18 protein-coding genes and 3 pseudogenes are annotated in these 18,342 nt (G+C 34.6%); 10 read left to right on the forward strand and 11 right to left on the reverse strand.

What is annotated here, in order from left to right:
* The 5 genes and pseudogenes from A3SG_RS21900 to A3SG_RS0113280 form a co-directional block, all read left to right on the forward strand.
* Nucleotides 1-574 (forward strand): hypothetical protein (locus A3SG_RS21900; RefSeq protein ID WP_035664061.1); only part of this gene is annotated, 574 nt, incomplete at its 5' end.
* Nucleotides 575-1,447: 873 nt separating this feature from the next.
* Nucleotides 1,448-1,681: pseudogene (locus A3SG_RS22425) on the forward strand (AbrB/MazE/SpoVT family DNA-binding domain-containing protein).
* 21 nt (nt 1,682-1,702) lie between these two features.
* Nucleotides 1,703-2,161, forward strand: a complete 459-nt coding sequence (locus A3SG_RS0113270; protein WP_016990507.1) for a hypothetical protein — start codon at nt 1,703-1,705, stop codon at nt 2,159-2,161.
* Between the two features lie 317 nt (nt 2,162-2,478).
* On the forward strand, nt 2,479-2,724 hold the full coding sequence (locus A3SG_RS0113275) for an AbrB/MazE/SpoVT family DNA-binding domain-containing protein (RefSeq protein ID WP_016990508.1): 246 nt from the start codon (nt 2,479-2,481) through the stop codon (nt 2,722-2,724).
* A complete protein-coding gene (locus A3SG_RS0113280) occupies nt 2,715-3,038 on the forward strand; it encodes a type II toxin-antitoxin system PemK/MazF family toxin (RefSeq protein WP_016990509.1) in 324 nt (107 codons plus the stop codon). The genes A3SG_RS0113275 and A3SG_RS0113280 overlap by 10 nt, the downstream gene beginning before the upstream one ends.
* Before the next feature lie 223 nt (nt 3,039-3,261).
* Here A3SG_RS0113280 and A3SG_RS21310 read toward each other — a convergent pair.
* Nucleotides 3,262-3,525: pseudogene (locus A3SG_RS21310) on the reverse strand (transposase); the annotation flags it as partial.
* 84 nt (nt 3,526-3,609) lie between these two features.
* Between A3SG_RS21310 and A3SG_RS0113290 the strand changes: the two are divergent.
* Both A3SG_RS0113290 and A3SG_RS0113295 read left to right on the forward strand, forming a co-directional pair.
* The gene (locus A3SG_RS0113290) at nt 3,610-3,855 is read left to right on the forward strand and encodes a type II toxin-antitoxin system ParD family antitoxin (RefSeq protein ID WP_016990511.1); all 246 of its coding nucleotides are present in this window, start codon (nt 3,610-3,612) and stop codon (nt 3,853-3,855) included.
* Nucleotides 3,855-4,154 (forward strand): type II toxin-antitoxin system RelE/ParE family toxin, encoded by a 300-nt coding sequence (locus A3SG_RS0113295; protein ID WP_016990512.1) that lies wholly within the window; start codon nt 3,855-3,857, stop codon nt 4,152-4,154. The genes A3SG_RS0113290 and A3SG_RS0113295 overlap by 1 nt, the downstream gene beginning before the upstream one ends.
* Before the next feature lie 386 nt (nt 4,155-4,540).
* Here the strand turns inward: A3SG_RS0113295 and A3SG_RS0113300 are convergent, their stop codons facing one another.
* The 6 genes and pseudogenes from A3SG_RS0113300 to A3SG_RS0113320 form a co-directional block, all read right to left on the reverse strand.
* On the reverse strand, nt 4,541-5,398 hold the full coding sequence (locus tag A3SG_RS0113300; protein WP_016990513.1) for a DMT family transporter: 858 nt from the start codon (nt 5,396-5,398) through the stop codon (nt 4,541-4,543).
* Between the two features lie 81 nt (nt 5,399-5,479).
* On the reverse strand, nt 5,480-6,193 hold the full coding sequence (locus A3SG_RS0113305; RefSeq protein WP_016990514.1) for a YebC/PmpR family DNA-binding transcriptional regulator: 714 nt from the start codon (nt 6,191-6,193) through the stop codon (nt 5,480-5,482).
* A gap of 149 nt (nt 6,194-6,342) precedes the next feature.
* On the reverse strand, nt 6,343-7,644 hold the full coding sequence (locus A3SG_RS19905; protein ID WP_410500999.1) for a S41 family peptidase: 1,302 nt from the start codon (nt 7,642-7,644) through the stop codon (nt 6,343-6,345).
* Nucleotides 7,645-7,704: 60 nt separating this feature from the next.
* A pseudogene (locus tag A3SG_RS22430) lies at nt 7,705-8,315 on the reverse strand (peptidase S41); the annotation flags it as partial.
* A gap of 233 nt (nt 8,316-8,548) precedes the next feature.
* Nucleotides 8,549-9,631 (reverse strand): glycine cleavage system aminomethyltransferase GcvT, encoded by a 1,083-nt coding sequence (gene gcvT / locus A3SG_RS0113315; RefSeq protein ID WP_016990515.1) that lies wholly within the window; start codon nt 9,629-9,631, stop codon nt 8,549-8,551.
* A 377-nt stretch (nt 9,632-10,008) separates the two neighbouring features.
* Entirely contained in the window at nt 10,009-11,547 is a 1,539-nt protein-coding gene (locus A3SG_RS0113320) for a S10 family peptidase (RefSeq protein WP_016990516.1), read from the reverse strand.
* Between the two features lie 334 nt (nt 11,548-11,881).
* Here A3SG_RS0113320 and A3SG_RS0113325 point away from each other — a divergent pair, with 334 nt between their 5' ends.
* Nucleotides 11,882-12,736 (forward strand): NAD(P)H-hydrate dehydratase, encoded by an 855-nt coding sequence (locus tag A3SG_RS0113325; protein WP_016990517.1) that lies wholly within the window; start codon nt 11,882-11,884, stop codon nt 12,734-12,736.
* Between the two features lie 8 nt (nt 12,737-12,744).
* On the opposite strand, the gene A3SG_RS0113330 is transcribed toward A3SG_RS0113325, so the two are convergent.
* Nucleotides 12,745-14,094, reverse strand: coding sequence for a TlpA family protein disulfide reductase (locus A3SG_RS0113330; protein ID WP_016990518.1), 1,350 nt, complete (start codon nt 14,092-14,094; stop codon nt 12,745-12,747).
* A 165-nt stretch (nt 14,095-14,259) separates the two neighbouring features.
* On the opposite strand from A3SG_RS0113330, the gene A3SG_RS0113335 reads away from it, so the two are divergent.
* Together A3SG_RS0113335 and A3SG_RS0113340 are read left to right on the forward strand one after the other, a co-directional pair.
* Complete coding sequence (locus tag A3SG_RS0113335; protein ID WP_016990519.1) at nt 14,260-15,054, forward strand: HipA family kinase; 795 nt, start codon at nt 14,260-14,262, stop codon at nt 15,052-15,054.
* Nucleotides 15,032-15,415, forward strand: coding sequence for a DUF3037 domain-containing protein (locus A3SG_RS0113340; protein ID WP_016990520.1), 384 nt, complete (start codon nt 15,032-15,034; stop codon nt 15,413-15,415). The genes A3SG_RS0113335 and A3SG_RS0113340 overlap by 23 nt, the downstream gene beginning before the upstream one ends.
* Nucleotides 15,416-15,550: 135 nt before the next feature.
* On the opposite strand, the gene A3SG_RS0113345 is transcribed toward A3SG_RS0113340, so the two are convergent.
* The 3 genes from A3SG_RS0113345 to A3SG_RS0113360 form a co-directional block, all read right to left on the reverse strand.
* The gene (locus A3SG_RS0113345; protein ID WP_016990521.1) at nt 15,551-16,075 is read right to left on the reverse strand and encodes a GNAT family N-acetyltransferase; all 525 of its coding nucleotides are present in this window, start codon (nt 16,073-16,075) and stop codon (nt 15,551-15,553) included.
* 142 nt (nt 16,076-16,217) lie between these two features.
* On the reverse strand, nt 16,218-16,931 hold the full coding sequence (locus A3SG_RS0113355; RefSeq protein ID WP_016990523.1) for a redoxin domain-containing protein: 714 nt from the start codon (nt 16,929-16,931) through the stop codon (nt 16,218-16,220).
* A gap of 263 nt (nt 16,932-17,194) precedes the next feature.
* Nucleotides 17,195-18,190, reverse strand: a complete 996-nt coding sequence (locus A3SG_RS0113360) for a YhdH/YhfP family quinone oxidoreductase (protein WP_016990524.1) — start codon at nt 18,188-18,190, stop codon at nt 17,195-17,197.
* Nucleotides 18,191-18,342: the final 152 nt, after the last annotated feature.

Below are 18,342 nucleotides of genomic sequence, written 5' to 3' on the forward strand. Positions count from 1 at the left end.
CTTTAATCTTATTTTATTGACAATCAGTAGAATATATTTTTGTCATGTACTAAAAAAAGAAGTATTAAAAAATAAAGCAAGTAATAAAGATGAAGAATTTACAATTAATTTACTGGAAGATATAAATACAACATCAACAAGAAGTTATTCAAGTGAAGAAGAAGCTTACAAAACTTTGGAAGAAGTAATTATTAAGCACGAAAAATTAATCTTATCGCAAGAATGGAGTTCTGAAGAAAAATATGCATTAGGTGCTGTGTCAGTTGCAAAACATTCAGTCCAATTCTGGAAAAATTATGATTTTTCAATTTTCGGTGACTCTAAATTATCAAAAAGCTATTCAGCAAAATCTGATGATCCAAGAAGTTCAATTATAGTTGGTGCTGATGTTGCAGGTTATGTCGTTGGTGGTGTTGTTGGTGGTGTAGCAGGTTTGGCTGTTGGTCCTGTTACTTTAGGAGCAGGAACTGTTGCAGGTGTTTTAGGAGGTAAAGCTGTTGGGGCTTGGGCTGGTTCTGCAGCTGCGGCGACTGCAATAGCAATATATGACGCTTGGAGTGATTTTTTTAACTAAAATAGAAATATGAAAAAGAAGTATTAATTTTATTATTCCTGTATTTAATTGGAGCATCATTAATTATATCATTATATCTTTTTGATATTGAAAATAGTATTTTATATCACTCTATTTTCTTTTTTATAGTTTCTTTCATTAATTTACAATCAATCCGTGTGTACGAAGAAAAAAATAAAATTTTAAAATTTATATTATTTTCTATTGTTCCACTTTTAATATATATAGTTTTAATTTTGACATATGGTAATAAGCATTTTTTACAATATAAAAACTTGATATCAATACCTGTTATTTTTAGCTTATTCCAGGTTTTTAAGTTTGTTAAATTTGGAAAGAGAAAAAAACAAAATGTTCCGAATTAAGAACGTGGCATAACACCGTATAAAAAAAATTGCTAGTAAAAGCCAACTTCAGATACACATAAGTCTTTAATTGACATATTGGAAGATGATATAAATCAAGGAAATGAAGAAGTCGCAGAATACATACAAGAAATAGTAACTTCTGAAGAAGATAAAATATTGAGGTATTTTAATTGAAACTCTGATGGCACATATATTTTGGAAACAAACGGCCAGCATTCAATAAAATAGTAAAAATCCCGAACAAAAATTTACCAAAACGAGAGTTTAATGTAGAAAATATTGAAATGAAAGAATAAGTCCATCAGCCAACAGCCATTTTGAACTAGCTGGAGTTTAGTGGAATTAACGTCTCGCATCAAGTTTGGTTCAGCCGAAAAATAAGTAATTACGCGCCACATACCTTTGTGAAATAGCCATAAGTAGACGATAAAAGGAAAAAAATATCCAAAAATTTTTACATTAACTATTAATGTAGTTACTTTGTAATAACACAAAACAATGAATTATGGAAACCGCGATAATAAAAATTGGCAATTCAAAAGGTTTACGTTTAAGCAAAACCATTTTAGAGAAATATAATATTTAGGACAAAGTAGAAATCATACTTGAAGAGGGACGGATAATTATTAAACCAGTCGAAGTACCATGACAAAATTGGGAAACAGCATTTGAAAAAATGAGCAAAGAAGGGGATGATAAAATGTTAATGAGCGACGTTTTTAATTATGTAACTTTTTAATAACTGGCAAGATTAATTATTATGAAAAATATATTATTTATATTTATAGTTCTCCTTTTTAGCAGATGCACGGAACAAGGTGAAGACAGAAAATACAATTACACTATTACCAATAATTCAGGTGTAATAATAGAAATGATTCCTTATTTTAGTGGGAAGAAAGATGTAAAGTACAAAATAACAATAAATAATGATGAGAAATTTAATAAAGTATACACAGATCAGCCTCCATATACAGGAGGACTGGTAATGGATGCTATACTTTTTTCAGGTTCCAATCAAAATAATTTAACTCATATTGAAATTACTTTTAATAATTATAAGAAAATAATTTATCAAGGATGCACAGAAACGAATCAATGTTTTAATCAACCTAGAAATATTTTTAATCCAATATTTAGTGATGAACGAACAGAAACTTACATAATTAGTCTTGAAGATTATCAAAATGCAATTGACTGTGGTGGTAATTGTAATTAAACAAGAAGGCTGAAAACAAATTTTAAATGTAAAAGCGGAATTTAGAAAATTTTTTAAAAGGATTCTCTAAATATACGCTTTTTTCAAAACACGAAACTAGAAAAAACGCCCGATCTGCCAACAGCCATTTTGATATAGCTGGAATTTAGTGGAATTATCGTTTCGCATCAAGTTTGAGTAAGCCGAAAAATAAGTAATTACGCGCCACATACCTTTGTGAAATAGCCATAAGTAGACGACAAAAGGAAAAAAATATCCAAAAATTTTTATATTAACTATTAATGTAGTTACTTTGTAATAACATAAAACAATAAATTATGGAAACTGCAATAATAAAAATTGGAAATTCAAAAGGGTTACGTTTAAGCAAAACCATTTTAGAGAAATATAATATTAAGGACAAAGTAGAAATCATACTTGAAGAGGGACAGATAATTATTAAACCAGTCGAAGTACCAAGACAAAATTGGGAAACAGCATTTGAAAAAATGAGCAAAGAAGGGGATGATAAAATGTTAATGAACGACGTTTTTAATGATGAAAATTTCGAAGAATGGAATTAGCGCAATATTCAATAGTTTTAGTAAACCTTGATCCCACATTAGGAAGCGAAATACAAAAAACGAGGCCTTGCGTAATCGTTTCTCCAAATGAAATGAATAAACATTTAAACACTATTATTATTGCTCCCATGACTTCAAGTATAAAAGTGTATCCAACGAGAATTCCTGTAAATCATAATGAAAAAAAAGGAATGATAGCAATAGACCAAATTAGAACAGTAGAAAAAAAAAGAATTATAAACGTGCTAGGCAAATTAAACACTACAGAAATTAAAAGGACTAAAGTAATTATAAAGGAAACCTTTGTGGATTAAAGAAGTATTGTAGCCAACAGGTAAAGATTCGTTAAGCTTGAAAAGCCAACAATCAACCCGCGGTTGAACGGAACCGTTTGATAGTCTGTTCTTAAGGGGATGTCGTTATTGAAGCTTTGATAATTCAAGAGGATTTAGTATCCTCTTTTTTTTGTCGTATAATGAGAGTGGTTTTTATCTTTATTTTCTTCACATTTCCTCATAAAATACCTTACCCACAAAGCTAACTTTCACAGGAACTTGCACTTTGGCTATCGCCAAGATACCAAGCAGGCGGACCGCGCTGGTCAAAAACGGCTATTCTATGCAAATTGCCTGTTTTGCAACAAGGACATTTGGGTAAAAAAGTCTTCTTCTCTACTTTTTCCAGTACCTTCACCTTTAGTTTTTCTTGTATAACCTGTAATTTCTCCCGTTTTCAAGTGATACTTAAAAAACCATAATGCCGTATTTTTACAAAACGTTTGGGCAAAATATGCAACACAAAGTCAAAACGTTAGCGTTAACTTTTTCGTAAAAAATGAAAATTTTTAAATTTAATACCAATTATTGGTATCTTTGAAAAAAAATTATGGCACGTAATACATCGATATTATTAGGAGACTATTTTGAAAATTTTATTAATGAACAAATTTCTACAGGAAAGTATAGTTCAGTAAGTGAAGTTGTTAGAACTGCTTTGAGAGTTTTTGAGCAAGAAGAAAATAAAACAAAATCTCTTATCAATGAATTAAAAATTGGAGAAAAGAGTAGTAAAATTAGAAATTTTGACCGCGATATAAATCTAGAAACGCTAAAAGCTAATTTTCAAAAATAATGTCAGCGTATATAATTAGTGAAAAGGCGTTAGAAGATATTAACAACATTTGGATTTATACGGCAGAAAATTGGTCTGTTGAACAAGCAGATAGATATTATAACTTAATTATTGACGAAATTGAATATATCGTAGCTAATTTTGAGATGGCTCGTGACTCCGAAAACATTAGAAAATCATATAAATATTCAAAAGTAAAATCACATTTAATTTTCTTCAAAAAAGATAAGAAAAATGAAATTGAAGTCGTTAGAGTTTTATACGAAAGAATGGATATTGAAAATAGATTAGCGGAGTAAAAAAAGCTACTGGGTAACAGCCTTTCCTAAATACATTGCATGCCCCAGCTCGGATATATCTCCACAATTATCCTTTGATAGCGCGGAATTGCATTCCGTGCCCGTAAACTAAATAAAAAAAATTAGATGTGCGTTGCATCATTAAAGATGAACAACAAAGACGCGCTTGATAGTAATAAATCTATGTGTCAGCTAATACATACTCAAAAATAAAAGCCACGGATGACACTGATATAAACGGATTTTTCGTAATTCTAATCAGTGATAATGCGTTAAAATTCGTTTCATCCGTTGGCCAACTTTTAAAGTTGCATAACTCCTAGAGTAGTTAAAATTGAAAATAAGGCTTTTCAATCTACTTTGGCCACAGCCATAAAAACAGCATTCTAAACATCCATTTGCGAAAGGGCAATTAATACAATAGAAACTAATGCCAATGCAAGACCCACATAGTTTCGCTTACTCATTTTTTCTTTAAAAACGAGAATGCCCAAAAGACTTCCCAAAATAATAACACCCATATTCATTGCTGCAAAAACAGTCGAAGGATTATCGGCAAAAGCTTGATGCGCTTTTAGATAAAACAGGATGTTACCAAAGTTAAAAGCACCTACCAATCCGCCAAAAAGAATATTGATGGGGGTTAATCTTGTTTTTCGTACCATAACGTCATACAAAATGGCCACAATCATTAGCGTTAGGGCTATTGCGAAAATCACAAATAACGAACTCGTAAATGGAAGGCTGGTGTATAGAGCGATTTGTTTAAAAAGGATGTCTATGACTCCAAATCCAGCTAGAACTGCAGCAGGATACATCCATTTATTATTGGTGTTAGTGGCCGGTTTTGAAAGAATCAGCAATAGGGCAGGAAAGCCTATTAAAAAGGCTGTAATCTTTAACAGATTGAAATCTTCGTTAAAAATTAGCCAGGCTGCAAGCAGTGGTATGAATAACGCAAGCCTCTGGGCCGCATCTGTCTTCACGATTCCCATATGTTTTATGGAGGCAGCTAAAAATATAAATATGGAAGGTAGCAAAATTCCCAGCGTAATATAAATAGACCATGGCGCAGTGCGATCTATAGCGTTTAAGTCCGGACTGAAGGTAAAGAAACACAATACTAATGCAAAGAGATAATTCCAGCTGACAATTTGGATAACGCTGATGTTGTAGTTGCGAGATACTTTAAAAATAACTCCAACAGTAACGCTACATAAAATGCTTAAAATAAGGAATAACATGGGTGGTAATTTTATATTATAGAATTTGAAACAAAAAACTCCAGCCAAAGCTAGAGTTTTAAATATAGTCAGGATGGAGTTTTATGCTTCTTCCATGGAATGATATACGTTCATCACGTCATCATCTTCTTCCATTTTTTCAATCAATTTTTCTACATCGGCCATTTCATCTTCTGTTAGTTTTTTAGTGATTTGAGGAATTCTTTCAAAGCCAGACGAAAGGATCTCTAAATTGCGATTTTCAAGTTCCTTTTGGATAGTTCCAAAACTAGTAAAAGCCCCATAAATTAATATCCCGTCTTCATCTTCAAAAACCTCTTCAGCACCAAAATCAATTAACTCTAGTTCTAATTCTTCTGGGTCAAGACCGTCGGCCGGAATGCGGAAGTTACAGGTGTGGTCAAACATAAATTCAACAGAGCCTTGTGTTCCTAATGTCCCGTTGCATTTATTGAAATAACTTCTAACATTGGCAACAGTTCTATTGTTATTGTCGGTAGCCGTTTCAATTAAAAGTGCAATCCCATGAGGGGCATAACCTTCAAACAAAACTGCTTTATAATCAGCGGTATCTTTATCCGTTGCTTTTTTTATGGCGCGTTCTACATTTTCTTTTGGCATATTGGCTGCCTTTGAATTCTGGATAACGGCTCTTAATCGCGAATTGGCATCAGGATTGGGTCCACCTTCCTTTACGGCCATTACGATGTCTTTTCCAATTCTTGTAAATGCTTTAGCCATTGCTGACCAACGTTTCATTTTTCTTCCTTTTCTGAATTCAAACGCTCTTCCCATTTCTTATTTATTATAATTTACTACAAAAATACAGTTATTCCTTATTTATACCAAAACCCTGTTCTTTTCTTTTTATTAAATTAGGTCGAAATTCCCCTTCCATTATTTTTTTGCTACATTAAAATCATCAATTATCAATATCGCTTCCTTTAAGTAGTGGTTTTTTTTAAGACTTCCAAATGAAATTTATTGTTTGCTTTGTCCAATGGATTAACGGTCAACAGATAATTATTGAGCAACAAATTAATACTTTTTGTGTCGAGCTCCTTAATTTCCTCCCATCTCCTCCTGATTTCAGACTGACTTTTAATTGCGGAGTCCATATTCACTAGTTGTGCTAATTTTGGCGTATCGATTAAATCGTTAATTTCTTTATTGAATTCTTTCGTTTTATTGAAATACGAATTAGAATCAATCCTGTCAGTGCTTCTTTTTGCGATTTTTGCCATGGCGCTATTTTTCATGTGGCGTTTAAAAATTAGAGGAGTTGCAATACAATCGTTTTTAAAAGCAGTGGCGTTGTTTTTCTCTTTAGGATAAATACTTTCATAAATTTCTGGAACCATCACATTGGGAACAATTCCCGTTGCTTGGTTGCTTTTTCCGGTAACTCGATAAAATTTATTAATGCTGACTTTTACAAAGTTTTCGACATCATTAGGTTCTAATGACATTATGGATTGCATGGTCGCCTTACTTACAGTTGCGCTTCCCAACAGCAGCGCCCGATTGTAGTCTTGTAATGCGGAAGCAAAAAACTCACTTGCTGAAGCAGAATTCTCGTTTATCAGTATCACTAACGGATTATTGTAAGTCACTCCAGGATAAGGGTCATGTATAATAGTTTGCACGTTTTTGTTATTCAATATAATAGAGATAGGGTCATAATCGATAAACATCCTTGCTAATTTTATAGCCTCTTCGATTGACCCGCCACCGTTGTCCATTAAATCAATAATAATGCCTTGCATGGAATTTTTCAGAAGTTTCAATACTTCTAGTGCAGCATCCTCAGCACAGCCTTTGACGCTGTTTCCTTCAAAATCAGCATAGAAACTTGGGATTTTAACATAGCCGTATCTTCGTTTTTTATGGTCGACTATAAAACTGTAAACCGTATTTCCCTCGTCTTTTAAGAGTTTTTTTTCCACAACTAATTCAAAATATTTACTGGAGCTTCTTCTTAATGTCAGCATGATTTTTTTATTGGCATCCGAAAGAATCATATTCGAAATCGCTTCTACAGTGGCACAAGAAACCTGCAATGTTTGTTTTAGGTTGGAAATAGAAATGATTTGATCTCCTTTTTTTATTACTCCTGTTTGAAATGCAGGATCATTAGGACCGAGTGTGAGTACTATAATTTCATTGCGATCGTTCAAAGATACGTTCAACTCTAACGAAAGTTGCTCTTTTGACAAAGAAGACATAAAACTCGATTTGGAATCCATGTGAAAGTAAGCGGTATGTGGACCGAAATAACCGCAAAAATGATTGAATAAATTTTCTTCAAAATCGAATTTTTGCTGTAGAATCGAATTTATTTTACATATTTCATTTTCTATGATTCGTTTTTTTGAGGCTGATTCTAGTGCAGAAAACACAGTTATTACGGAGTCCAAATTACTGTTTTGGGAAACTATGTCATCCAGTATTTCATATTTTATTTTTTTTCTCCAGACTCTTTCGACTTGACTTTCTTCCAGATAAAATGGAAATACTTTTTTGTAAAACCGAATCGTATCTTTTTGTTGTAGTCGATTGTGTCAGTCTTCATCTTTTTTAATAAAGCTTTGTTTCGCAAAAGCCCTTCCTTGAATACAGCAACAATATCCGAGAGGAAAGAACAATCATTTCTAAGGATAAAGTCATCGAGGTTCAAACGGTATTTAAGGGAAAGTGATTCGTATTCTGATTTCAGGATAACAATTCTGGAGGGATCTAAGGCGTCAAGAAAGAAATTAAACACAAAAACCAATAAACTATCGTCTATTGGTTTTGGTTGCACAAGTTCGCTTCGAATAAGTGCATTTATTTTAGTCAGGAGTACACATCTTTGAGCATCATTTTGGGCAAATAGCGAAAATGCGGTCAGGATGAAGGCAAGTGAAATTTTTTTCATCACCACTTTCTGTGTTTCAAAAAAAGTTAAAAAGCAACTAAATTTTTTTGAAACATAAAGTTACGTAAAGCGCTGTATTTCAGCTAATTTTAGACATCTATTTAAATGAAAAATTAATGTAAGAATTAGGGAAAGATCAATAAAAAAAAACCGCTAACCTACTTATTTTTAAAAACACCCTGAGGACTGTTATTAAAAATAAGCGAATTAGCAGTTAAAGAATATATGTTATTTTATTTCTTGTAGAAAGGTAATTTTACCACTTTGGCAGGAACGTCATTTTTTCTGATACGGATATAGACTTCGTGATCCACTGCACTGTTAGCAACAGTCACGTAACCCAATCCAATTCCTTTGTTCATTGATGGAGACATAGTTCCTGAAGTTACAATCCCTATTGCAGCTCCAGTTCCGTCTACGATTTCATAATCATGTCTAGGTACTGCACGTTCTTGCATTTCAAAAGCAACTAATTTTCTGGTAACTCCCTCTTCTTTTTGTTTTTTTAAGTTCTCGGAGTTGGTAAATTCTTTAGTGAATTTAGTAATCCACCCCAATCCTGCCTCCAGTGGAGAAGTCGTGTCGTTAATATCATTACCATATAGACAGAGACCCATTTCTAGACGCAAGGTATCCCGTGCCGCTAAACCGATTGGTTTGATTCCGTGCGCCGCTCCAGCTTCAAAAACTTTATTCCAGATTTGTTCGGCGTCTGCATTTTTACAATAAATTTCAAAACCTCCTGAACCGGTGTAACCCGTAGCAGAGATAATAACATCGTCAAGCCCGGCAAAATCAGCTACTTCAAAATGATAGTATTTGATGGCAGCTAAATCAACAGAAGATAAAGCTTGCATCGCTTCAACGGCTTTAGGCCCTTGAATCGCCAATAATGAATAATCGTCTGAAACGTTTTTCATTTCTGCTTTCACGTCATTATGAGACGAAATCCAATCCCAATCTTTATCGATATTAGACGCATTGACAACTAGTAAATATTCCTCCTCTTTTAATTTGTAAATAAGCAAATCATCTACGATGCCGCCTTTATCGTTTGGTAAACAAGAATATTGCGCTTTGCCTACGGTCAATGTTGCTGCATCATTAGAAGTCACTTTTTGAATTAATGTCAGGGCATTTGGTCCTGAAATAAAGAATTCCCCCATGTGTGAAACATCGAAAACACCCACTGCATTACGAACCGTTTCATGTTCTGTATTTACTCCTTCATATAAAATAGGCATATTGTACCCAGCAAACGGAAGCATTTTTGCTCCCAAACTCTCGTGTATGTGCGTCAGCGCAGTATTTTTCATGGTGATTTTGATATAAAATTTTAAGTGGCTAATTTATTGATTTTTTATGAAGTGGCAAAGTCATAGAGAAATTGATTCAAACGTTTTCGCATTCCAGCAGTGATAAAAGAAATAGCTTTTGCTGCATTGAGCCTGATTTTTCGTAGGAGCTAATTCCAGCTATCCATTTCAAGTCCTCGCCTCGCCAAAAATGGCTCGACTGTGGGCTTTCCATTTCTATCTGGGCTAGGGCATTTGTTTGCTCAATTCTATTTGTTTTAACGATTCACTTTGCTGCAAGAAAGAAAGGAATTATTTTCGTTTTGACCTTTGTCAAAGTTTTTATCGGGTTGATAATAACTTTGACAAAGAGCGTAAACGGTAAGGTTTAATTGATATTAATATTTTGCAGGTTCTCCCACTTTAGGCAGTGACTGTTTTATAAAGCTTCTAATATCCTCATTAGCAGTTTCTAGATCTTGTTTTCTTAAATACATCATGTGCCCACTTCGGTAGCCTTTCCAGCTTATTCGATCTTTTAGGTTACCGCTGGGATCCATTTGCCATAAATTGTATTTTGCATTAAAATAATCACAAGCCCCATCGTAATATCCGGACTGAACCATGACATTCAAATAAGGATTTTGTGCCATAGCCTGACGTAGATTTTCACCGGTTGCATCATTAGAGTTATCCCAAGGACGCACGGGACCAAACATATTGTATTTAAAATCTGTTTTATAATTCAAATTATTGCGAATATACATATTGATCGCTGGAGTAAAAGAATGAAGCCAAGAGGTCAATTCAGCATTAAAATCAGGACTATCACCTGCGTTCTTGCGGTCAATCCCTTTGTAGCGGGAATCTAATCTTCCCACAGTAAATCCCTGGTCACGTAGCAATTCTTTCCAGAAATAATTATAAGGAACATCTAGGTTGTTTTGCATCACTACCTTTTCTGAAATCCCAGAATAGCGAGCTATTTTAGCAGCCATTTCTTTTCTTTTACTTTCGTCAAGAGAGCCACCTTTGCTTAATGCTGGAAGAAGTTCATTAATAGTAAAGTCTTCCACTTCGGGTAAGATATCCATCAAATCTTTATTTTGTAAATCAGGAGGAAGCATTTTATGGTACCATGCTGTAGCTGCAAAATAAGGTAATTTAAGTGCCCCATCGGCTGCCACTCCACGGGCGATTCCTAATGTTGTTGGGGAAACTAATATGACTCCATTAAGGTACATCCATTTCTTGTTTTGTAATTCTAACGCCAAACCGGAAACACGAGTGGTACCGTAGCTTTCGCCGATAAGGTATTTAGGCGAAGCCCAACGGTTCGTGCGCGTTACAAAGCTACCAATCCAATTGGCTAAGTATTTAATATCTGCGTTGATACCAAAAAATTCAGTCTTTGGTATTTCTTTACTTGTTGCTCTGGAATAGGCAGTGTTAACAGGATTTACAAAAACGATATCAGCAACATCTAAAATAGAATAGGGGTTTTCTTTTATTCCATAAGGTTGTAATGGATATCCTTCATCATCTATATTCAATAAACTAGGACCTGTATAGGCAATATGCATCCAAACAGACGCAGAGCCAGGACCTCCATTGAAAGAAATTACTAAGGGACGCGAAGCACGATCTTTGACATCAGACCGTTCATAGTAGGTATAAAATAGTCCCGCAATTGCTTTACCATCTTCATCCCATACGGGCATGGTACCCGTTGTTGCTTTATAAGAGATTTTTTGCCCTTTTATAGTAGTTGTATGTTCAGTAACTACATTTTCATCGGGATTGAATACTAGGTTAGCGGGAGAAGGTTTTTCCTCTTTGGAAACCGCTTTTGAGGCTTTAGTTTCGGAAATGCTTTGTTGGGCATACGAATGACTTATAAACCCAATTAAGAGTAGTAAAAATAATGTTTTTTTCATGAGATGGTTCGTCTGTTTTTGATAGTAATTTTGGAAACACTAATGTATTGTTTTTTAAAATAATATTAAGTACTGTTTGAGCATATTTGTAAGAAATAATTTCAGTTTCAAATTAATTTCAGAATCAGTTGTGTCTTAGATTGGGAAAACGAGTTGAGGAAAAAAGAAAAATTGATTTTCCTACCTTATCTTAATTAAGTTCCAATAACATTGTTGTACAAAAATCTGATTTTGGTTCGCTATCTGATTATTGCGAGGAATAATGAAATAGGGCGCATTTGGGCACCAATAATTGTCAGATATAAATCGTATTTTTAAACAAAGAAATCCTAAGATGAATCCAATACATGTTGACCAAAAAGAAATTCTTAAACGCTACCGACCTATTGACAGCCAAACGCACAAAGGCATCCAAGGGCATGCGTTAATTATTGCGGGAAGTTATGGCAAAATTGGGGCGGCAGTCCTTGCTGCAAAGGGGGCTTTAAAAACAGGCTGCGGATTGGTTACTGCTTTTGTTCCTAAATGTGGATACCAAATTGTACAAATAGCCATTCCTGAAGTCATGGTTTTAACAGATCTGGAAAAAAAAAACCTCTCGGCGATTACATTCGAGATCGTGCCACAAGCCATCGCTATCGGTCCGGGAATCGGGCAGGAGGAACCAACGCAAAAAGCACTACATGAATTCCTAATAACCAATACTATTTCATTAGTAATAGACGCCGATGCTTTGAATATTTTGGCAAAAAATAGATCTTGGCTTACTTTGTTGCCGTCGAAAGCGATTCTGACCCCGCATCCCAAAGAACTAGAACGACTGATTGGGGAATGGGATTCAGAGGAAGAAAAGTTCGAGAAAACGATTGCCTTTTCGCTGCATTACGACGTGATTGTGGTTATGAAAGGAGCGCCAACACATATCATTGATGCCGAAACTGTATACCGAAATACTACAGGAAATGCAGCTTTGGCGACAGCCGGAAGCGGAGATGTCTTAACGGGAATAATTACAAGTTTAGTGGCACAAGCTTATGAGCCGCTAGATGCAGCTATTTTTGGTGTTTACCTGCACGGACTTACGGCGGATATCGCTTTACCTGAAACGGGAACTCAGTCCTTTATCGCTTCTGATATTATTTCGAATATAGGAAAGGCATATTTGACAATTACCGAGGCAAAATCCTAAAAATAAATTTAGATTTTCAATGTGTTGAATAAATCAATTAATGCCGTTTCTGAAGGTCGAGGTGCTTGGGAATTTACAATATTGCCATTTGGATCAATAAGAATGAATCTAGGAATTGCCGTAATACCATATGCTTGAATAAATTCGGAATCTAATGCTTTATCTGCCAATAATTGAATTCCTCCTAATTTCTTTTCGGTAACAAATTTGCTCCATTTGTCATGATCTTTTTCTGCATCAATTGAAATACTGACAAATACAATATTTTTATCTTTATATTGTTCTTCTACTTTTTGTAGGGATGGTATTTCCTGTCGGCAAGGCCCACACCATGTCGCCCAAATATCAATATAAACATATTTACCCTTTAGGCTTTCTAAGGACGTTTTTCCGCCTTTATGGTTTTCATAATCGAATTTCGGTGAGGGTTTACCCATTTCTACTGCTTTTGCATTGTTATAAAAAACAGTAAGGTTTTTAATTAATTCTGGGTCATTTGTAATTGAAATGTATGCGGTATAGCTATTTTTGTAGTTTGGATTTTCAGTAGTAATATCATAAATATTATTTTTAATCAACTGATTTTTAAGACTTTGACTTTTAAGTGCTTTTATATTTTGTATTTTTTTTGTTTCCGTATTTAAGCTCGTGCTGTTTTCCCTAAGATTTTCATTGAATCTATCTATTGCAATAAGCTTGTACTCATTTGAAAATAAATAATCAGTTTCATTATCTAAATCAATTGAATCGTCAAGCTTAGGAAATTGATCAGAAACTTTAATATCTCTCAAACCAGTTAAATATGAGCGGTAATTTTTATAATAAAACAAGTGTTTTTGCTCAAAGTAATAAATGTTTATAGCTTCTTTTTCTTGGTAATAGCTGTCAGAAAACTTTATTTTTTTGTAAAAAATAGTAATGGATTTTTTGATTTCAGTAAGCTTGTTTAGGAACTCAGTTTCATCCAATTTATATAGTTCTTTATCTGTAATTTGAGAAGTTATAATAGCTTTATTTGCAAGATATTGATTTTCTACGCTTCCTTTTCCACTATATTTTAGAGAGGAAAGAAATGTTTTGTCGTCAGCACTAAGACTTAGTTTTGTTCCCTTTGATAAATAAAGAGGTATCGTGTTTTTACCAGTTTCAAGACTATAAATCCCATCGTAGGCAATTGTTATGTTTTCTGCAAATGTGCCATCAGCATCTAACTTGATTTCTTTATCGAAAGATGCTCCTTTTATGGTGATTGTCCCGTTCTCCGTATTTGTAATCTGTCCTGAAATGGTTATTGTTTCCGCGGAAGTTGTGAAGGAAGAAAAAACTAAAATTAGCAAGAGGAAGATACTTTTTCGCATTGGTGGTTTTTTAAGGTTATTCGAATATAGTCTATTTCTTGTTATAAAATTGTTTTATTTGGAAATCAGTATTACAGAGTATCTCTTTGCAGTTAGCATTAATTAGACATTGCAGTAAAATCGAGAGAACTAATTTGTAAGTTTGTACCCTAGTAAATTCCGAATATGAATAACAACTTTAATCTACGAACTGTAAATGTAACGCGCTACATTAGCCCTTTGCGAGAAGGCGGTTCCTTGCCTGCTTTGGCGGAAGCCGATGATGATTTTAAATACGTCCTTAAATTTAAGGGAGCGGGTCATGGCGTGAAAGCTTTAATCGCCGAATTGATAGGAGGGGAGATTGCCCGTGTTTTAAAGTTACAGATTCCAGAGTTGGTATATGCAAATCTCGATGAAGCTTTTGGTCGCACGGAAGCCGATGAGGAAATCCAAGATTTATTGCAAGGCAGCCAAGGCCTGAATTTGGCTCTTCATTTCCTTTCAGGAGCTATTAATTTTGATCCTGTAGTTACTATTGTCAACCCTATACTGGCTTCTCAAATTGTATGGCTGGATGCTTTTATCACTAACGTAGATCGAACTTTCAGGAATACCAATATGTTGATCTGGCACAAAGAGCTATGGCTTATCGATCATGGCGCCAGTCTTTATTTTCATCATTCGTGGACGAATTGGGAGAAGCATGCCCAAAGCCCGTTTGCGCTTATTAAAGACCATGTTCTGTTGCCACAAGCTTCGATGTTGCAAGAAGCAGACACTTTATTCAAAACGATTTTGACGCCAGAAACACTGCAGGCGATAGTTGACCTTATTCCTGAGGAATGGCTGGACTGGCAAGATACGGACCAAAGCCCTGAGGCAGTTCGCGAAGTCTATCTTCAGTTTTTATCGATGCGCCTGAACCATTCTCAAATTTTCATTAAAGAAGCCCAAAATGCAAGAGAAACACTTATATGAGTACTCGGTAATCCGTGTTGTGCCTAGGGTAGAGCGTGAGGAGTTCCTCAATGTGGGAATCATTATTTTTTGCAAAAAAGCGAAGTTCATAAAGATGCTTTATACCATTGATGTGGGGAAGATGCAATTGTTTTCCGGCGATTTAGATTTGGAACAACTGCAGTTAAATTTGGCGTCTTTCCATAAAATTGCACACGGAACGAAGCAGGGCGGACCCATAGCGCAATTTGATATTCCATCACGTTTCCGTTGGTTAACCGCGCTTCGCAGCTCTGTGATTCAAACCTCAAGACCACACCCGGGATTATGTGATGATTTAGAACAAACAACACAACGACTTTTTGAAGATATGGTGTTGTAGTAAGTAAAGACAAACTATAGCGGTACATGAGGAAATAGCATGAATTGCCTCGCTAAAGTCTGATACGACCTTTCATTATTAAAGGTAAAATTAAATTTCAGGTCATTTCGTTTGGATTAACCACGACCACTTATTTTAGTATGTAAAAATTATGCTATTTTTTTTTCTTAAAACAATAAATTCCAAAGGCTGTTCTACGATTGAAATATGAACATCACCCACTGGAAAAGGCTCTTTTTCTCCGTTGTCAATATAACCGTGGCGTTTATACCAGGCGATTAGTTCTTCCCGAATCGAAATGACTGTCATTACAATTTTGCGTAGGCCTAATGCCTGAGCATGAATTTCTGCCTCTTGCAATAATTTTTTTCCAAGGCCGCTATTTTGCAATTCTGGTGAAACCGTCAGCATTCCTAAATACAATTGCTTTTCTTTTTCTACTAATAAAACACAGCCTATGATCCGGTCGTTCTCTGTAAACTTTAGCATCGTGTTTTTGCTATCCCTAATGATTTCCTCTAGTTCGGCTTCATTGGTTCGGCTACCTACTAATATGTTGGCTTCTGTTGTCCATCCTTTTTTGGAATATTCGCCGCGATATCCGGAGTTGATTAATTTATTTAAGCCTGAAACGTCTGCTGCTGTTGCTTTTGTAATCATAGTTTGATCTACTAAATTGTGATTTTGTATTTACAAATATAAACAAGAATGGCAACAAAAATCGATTTTGCTGCCGTTCTTGATTTCAAAGTATTTTCGAACACAAAACGGATACTTGTGCCAGAAGAGTTTTACAGTAGTATTATTTATTAAGTTGTTCTTTTAAAATAATATCCTCTGAATGTGAATATTCCGCAATGAGATTTCCTTTTTGGTCGATTAGCAAGGTATATGGATAACGAGATATACCATATTTATCCATAAAATTTTGTCCGTTGGCAACTAATTCAAAATTCGAATTCTCGAGGTCAAAACCTTTTCGTACATCACTTTCGGAACATTGAAAGATAATAATGGCTTTCACCGCATTTTTGTTTTCTAGTGCGTTTATTTGTTCGTCAAGCTCCTCAATTTCTTGTTTTTTAAAATGAAAATCAGTAGCCGAAAGTTCAAATCTTAGGATGACTATTTTTCCGTTCAGTTTAGAAAGTTCTATTTTCGTTCCGCTAAGCGTGGTTAAATTGAAATTTGGAAACGGCTCCATTGTGGATGTGTCAGAGTTTGTAGAAAGATTATTTTTACCATTTGGATTATTATTGTCGTACAAGTACCGTATCACATTTCCAGCTTTATCGATTTCTCGTTCCAAAAATAAATTTGGATTTTGTTGAACGAGAATTTCAAACTCTTTATTGGAAATTTTGAGTCCTGTTTCTTTATTAAAGATTTTGGTTATATCAAAATCCTTATCCACAGTAGATTTTTTCCAGTTTACACCAATAACTTTTTGCTGACTGTATATGGTGCAAGCAAAGAACAGTATGATAACTAGAATTATTTGTTGCCTGTTTTTCATCGATGTTGTTTTATATTTTTGTTAATATGTTTGGCGGATACTAGTTGTAGTTTTGTCTAGAAGTAGTTTTCACAGGCAAATGAGACTCATCTAGCGGTGGCATCTCACTTGCTGACAGAATCTAATTCAAATCAATTTCTAAAGTAGTTTGGATGCTTATCCGATAATTTTTAGAGTGTTGTAGTTCCTTTCATTTTGTACTAACTTTTTTGCGATCGGTAGCGATTTGGAAATAAATAAACGCTACTTGGATTTTTAAATTTTTACAATTCCATGTTTAAAATAGTTCTTCCTTTTAGCTTTCCATCGAGCATTAAATCAATTTTTTCAGATAATTCGTCTAAAGTTATTTCAGTAGCTATTGTATCCAAATTGTCTGGCTTCCAATCTTTAGCTAATTTATTCCACACCTGTTCTCTATCTTTCATAGGATAATTCTGTGAATCAATTCCGATTAAACTTAGACCTCTAAGAATAAAAGGAAAAACAGTTAAATCAATTTTTGGTGAGGCTACATTACCACAACAAGTTATGATTCCCATTGGTCTCGTCGATTTTAAGATGTTTTCTAGAATAACGCCTCCTACAGTATCTATACCTCCGGCAAAAGCAGGTTTTAAAAGCGGTTTATTGTCGAATGATTCAAACTCATTTCGCATGATAATAGTTTCAGCTCCTAGATTCATTAAATAATCACGTGCTGTTTCTTTTCCTGTAATTGCAGCAACTCTATATCCTAACTTCTTTAAAATAGCAACGCTTAAGGCACCCACACCTCCAGTGGCGCCTGAAACTACGATTTCTCCGTCCTCTGGTTTTATTGCTTCAATGAGTCTTAGTACAGACATTCCTGCGGTTAATCCTGCTGTTCCTAATATCATAGCCTCCTTCATGCTGAGGTTCTCGGGTAACTTAACAGCCCAATTTTCAGGTACACTAATATATTGGCCAAAGCCGCCGTCTGTGTTCATTCCCAAATCATAACTCGTAACAATCACTTTATCATCAGCCTTGAATTTTTTTGTTTTCGAAGACACGACTATACCAACGGCATCGATTCCTGGCGTATGTGGATATTTTCGGGTAACCCCTTTATTCCCACTTGCCGAAAGGGCATCCTTATAGTTTAGGGACGAGTAATGAACCTTAATCAATAAATCACCTTCGGGTAAATCACTTACTAATTTTGATTTTACTTCTCTAATATAAGTCCCTTCTTTTTCTGTAACTACAAATGCTTTAAATTCTATCTGTTCCATAATTTCTTTTGTTATTTTTCAATTTATAGTTTGTGTTTTCTTTTTTTCGGTGGGCCGTATAACCCTTGATATTCGAATTATAGCTGATTGTACCTTTAATGGATCCAAGTTCAAAAAAAAATGAACCGGTTACAAGCGTAAGTAGAAGTATC

It is taken from the genome of Flavobacterium sp. ACAM 123, assembly GCF_000264055.1.
Taxonomy (GTDB): Bacteria; Bacteroidota; Bacteroidia; order Flavobacteriales; family Flavobacteriaceae; genus Flavobacterium.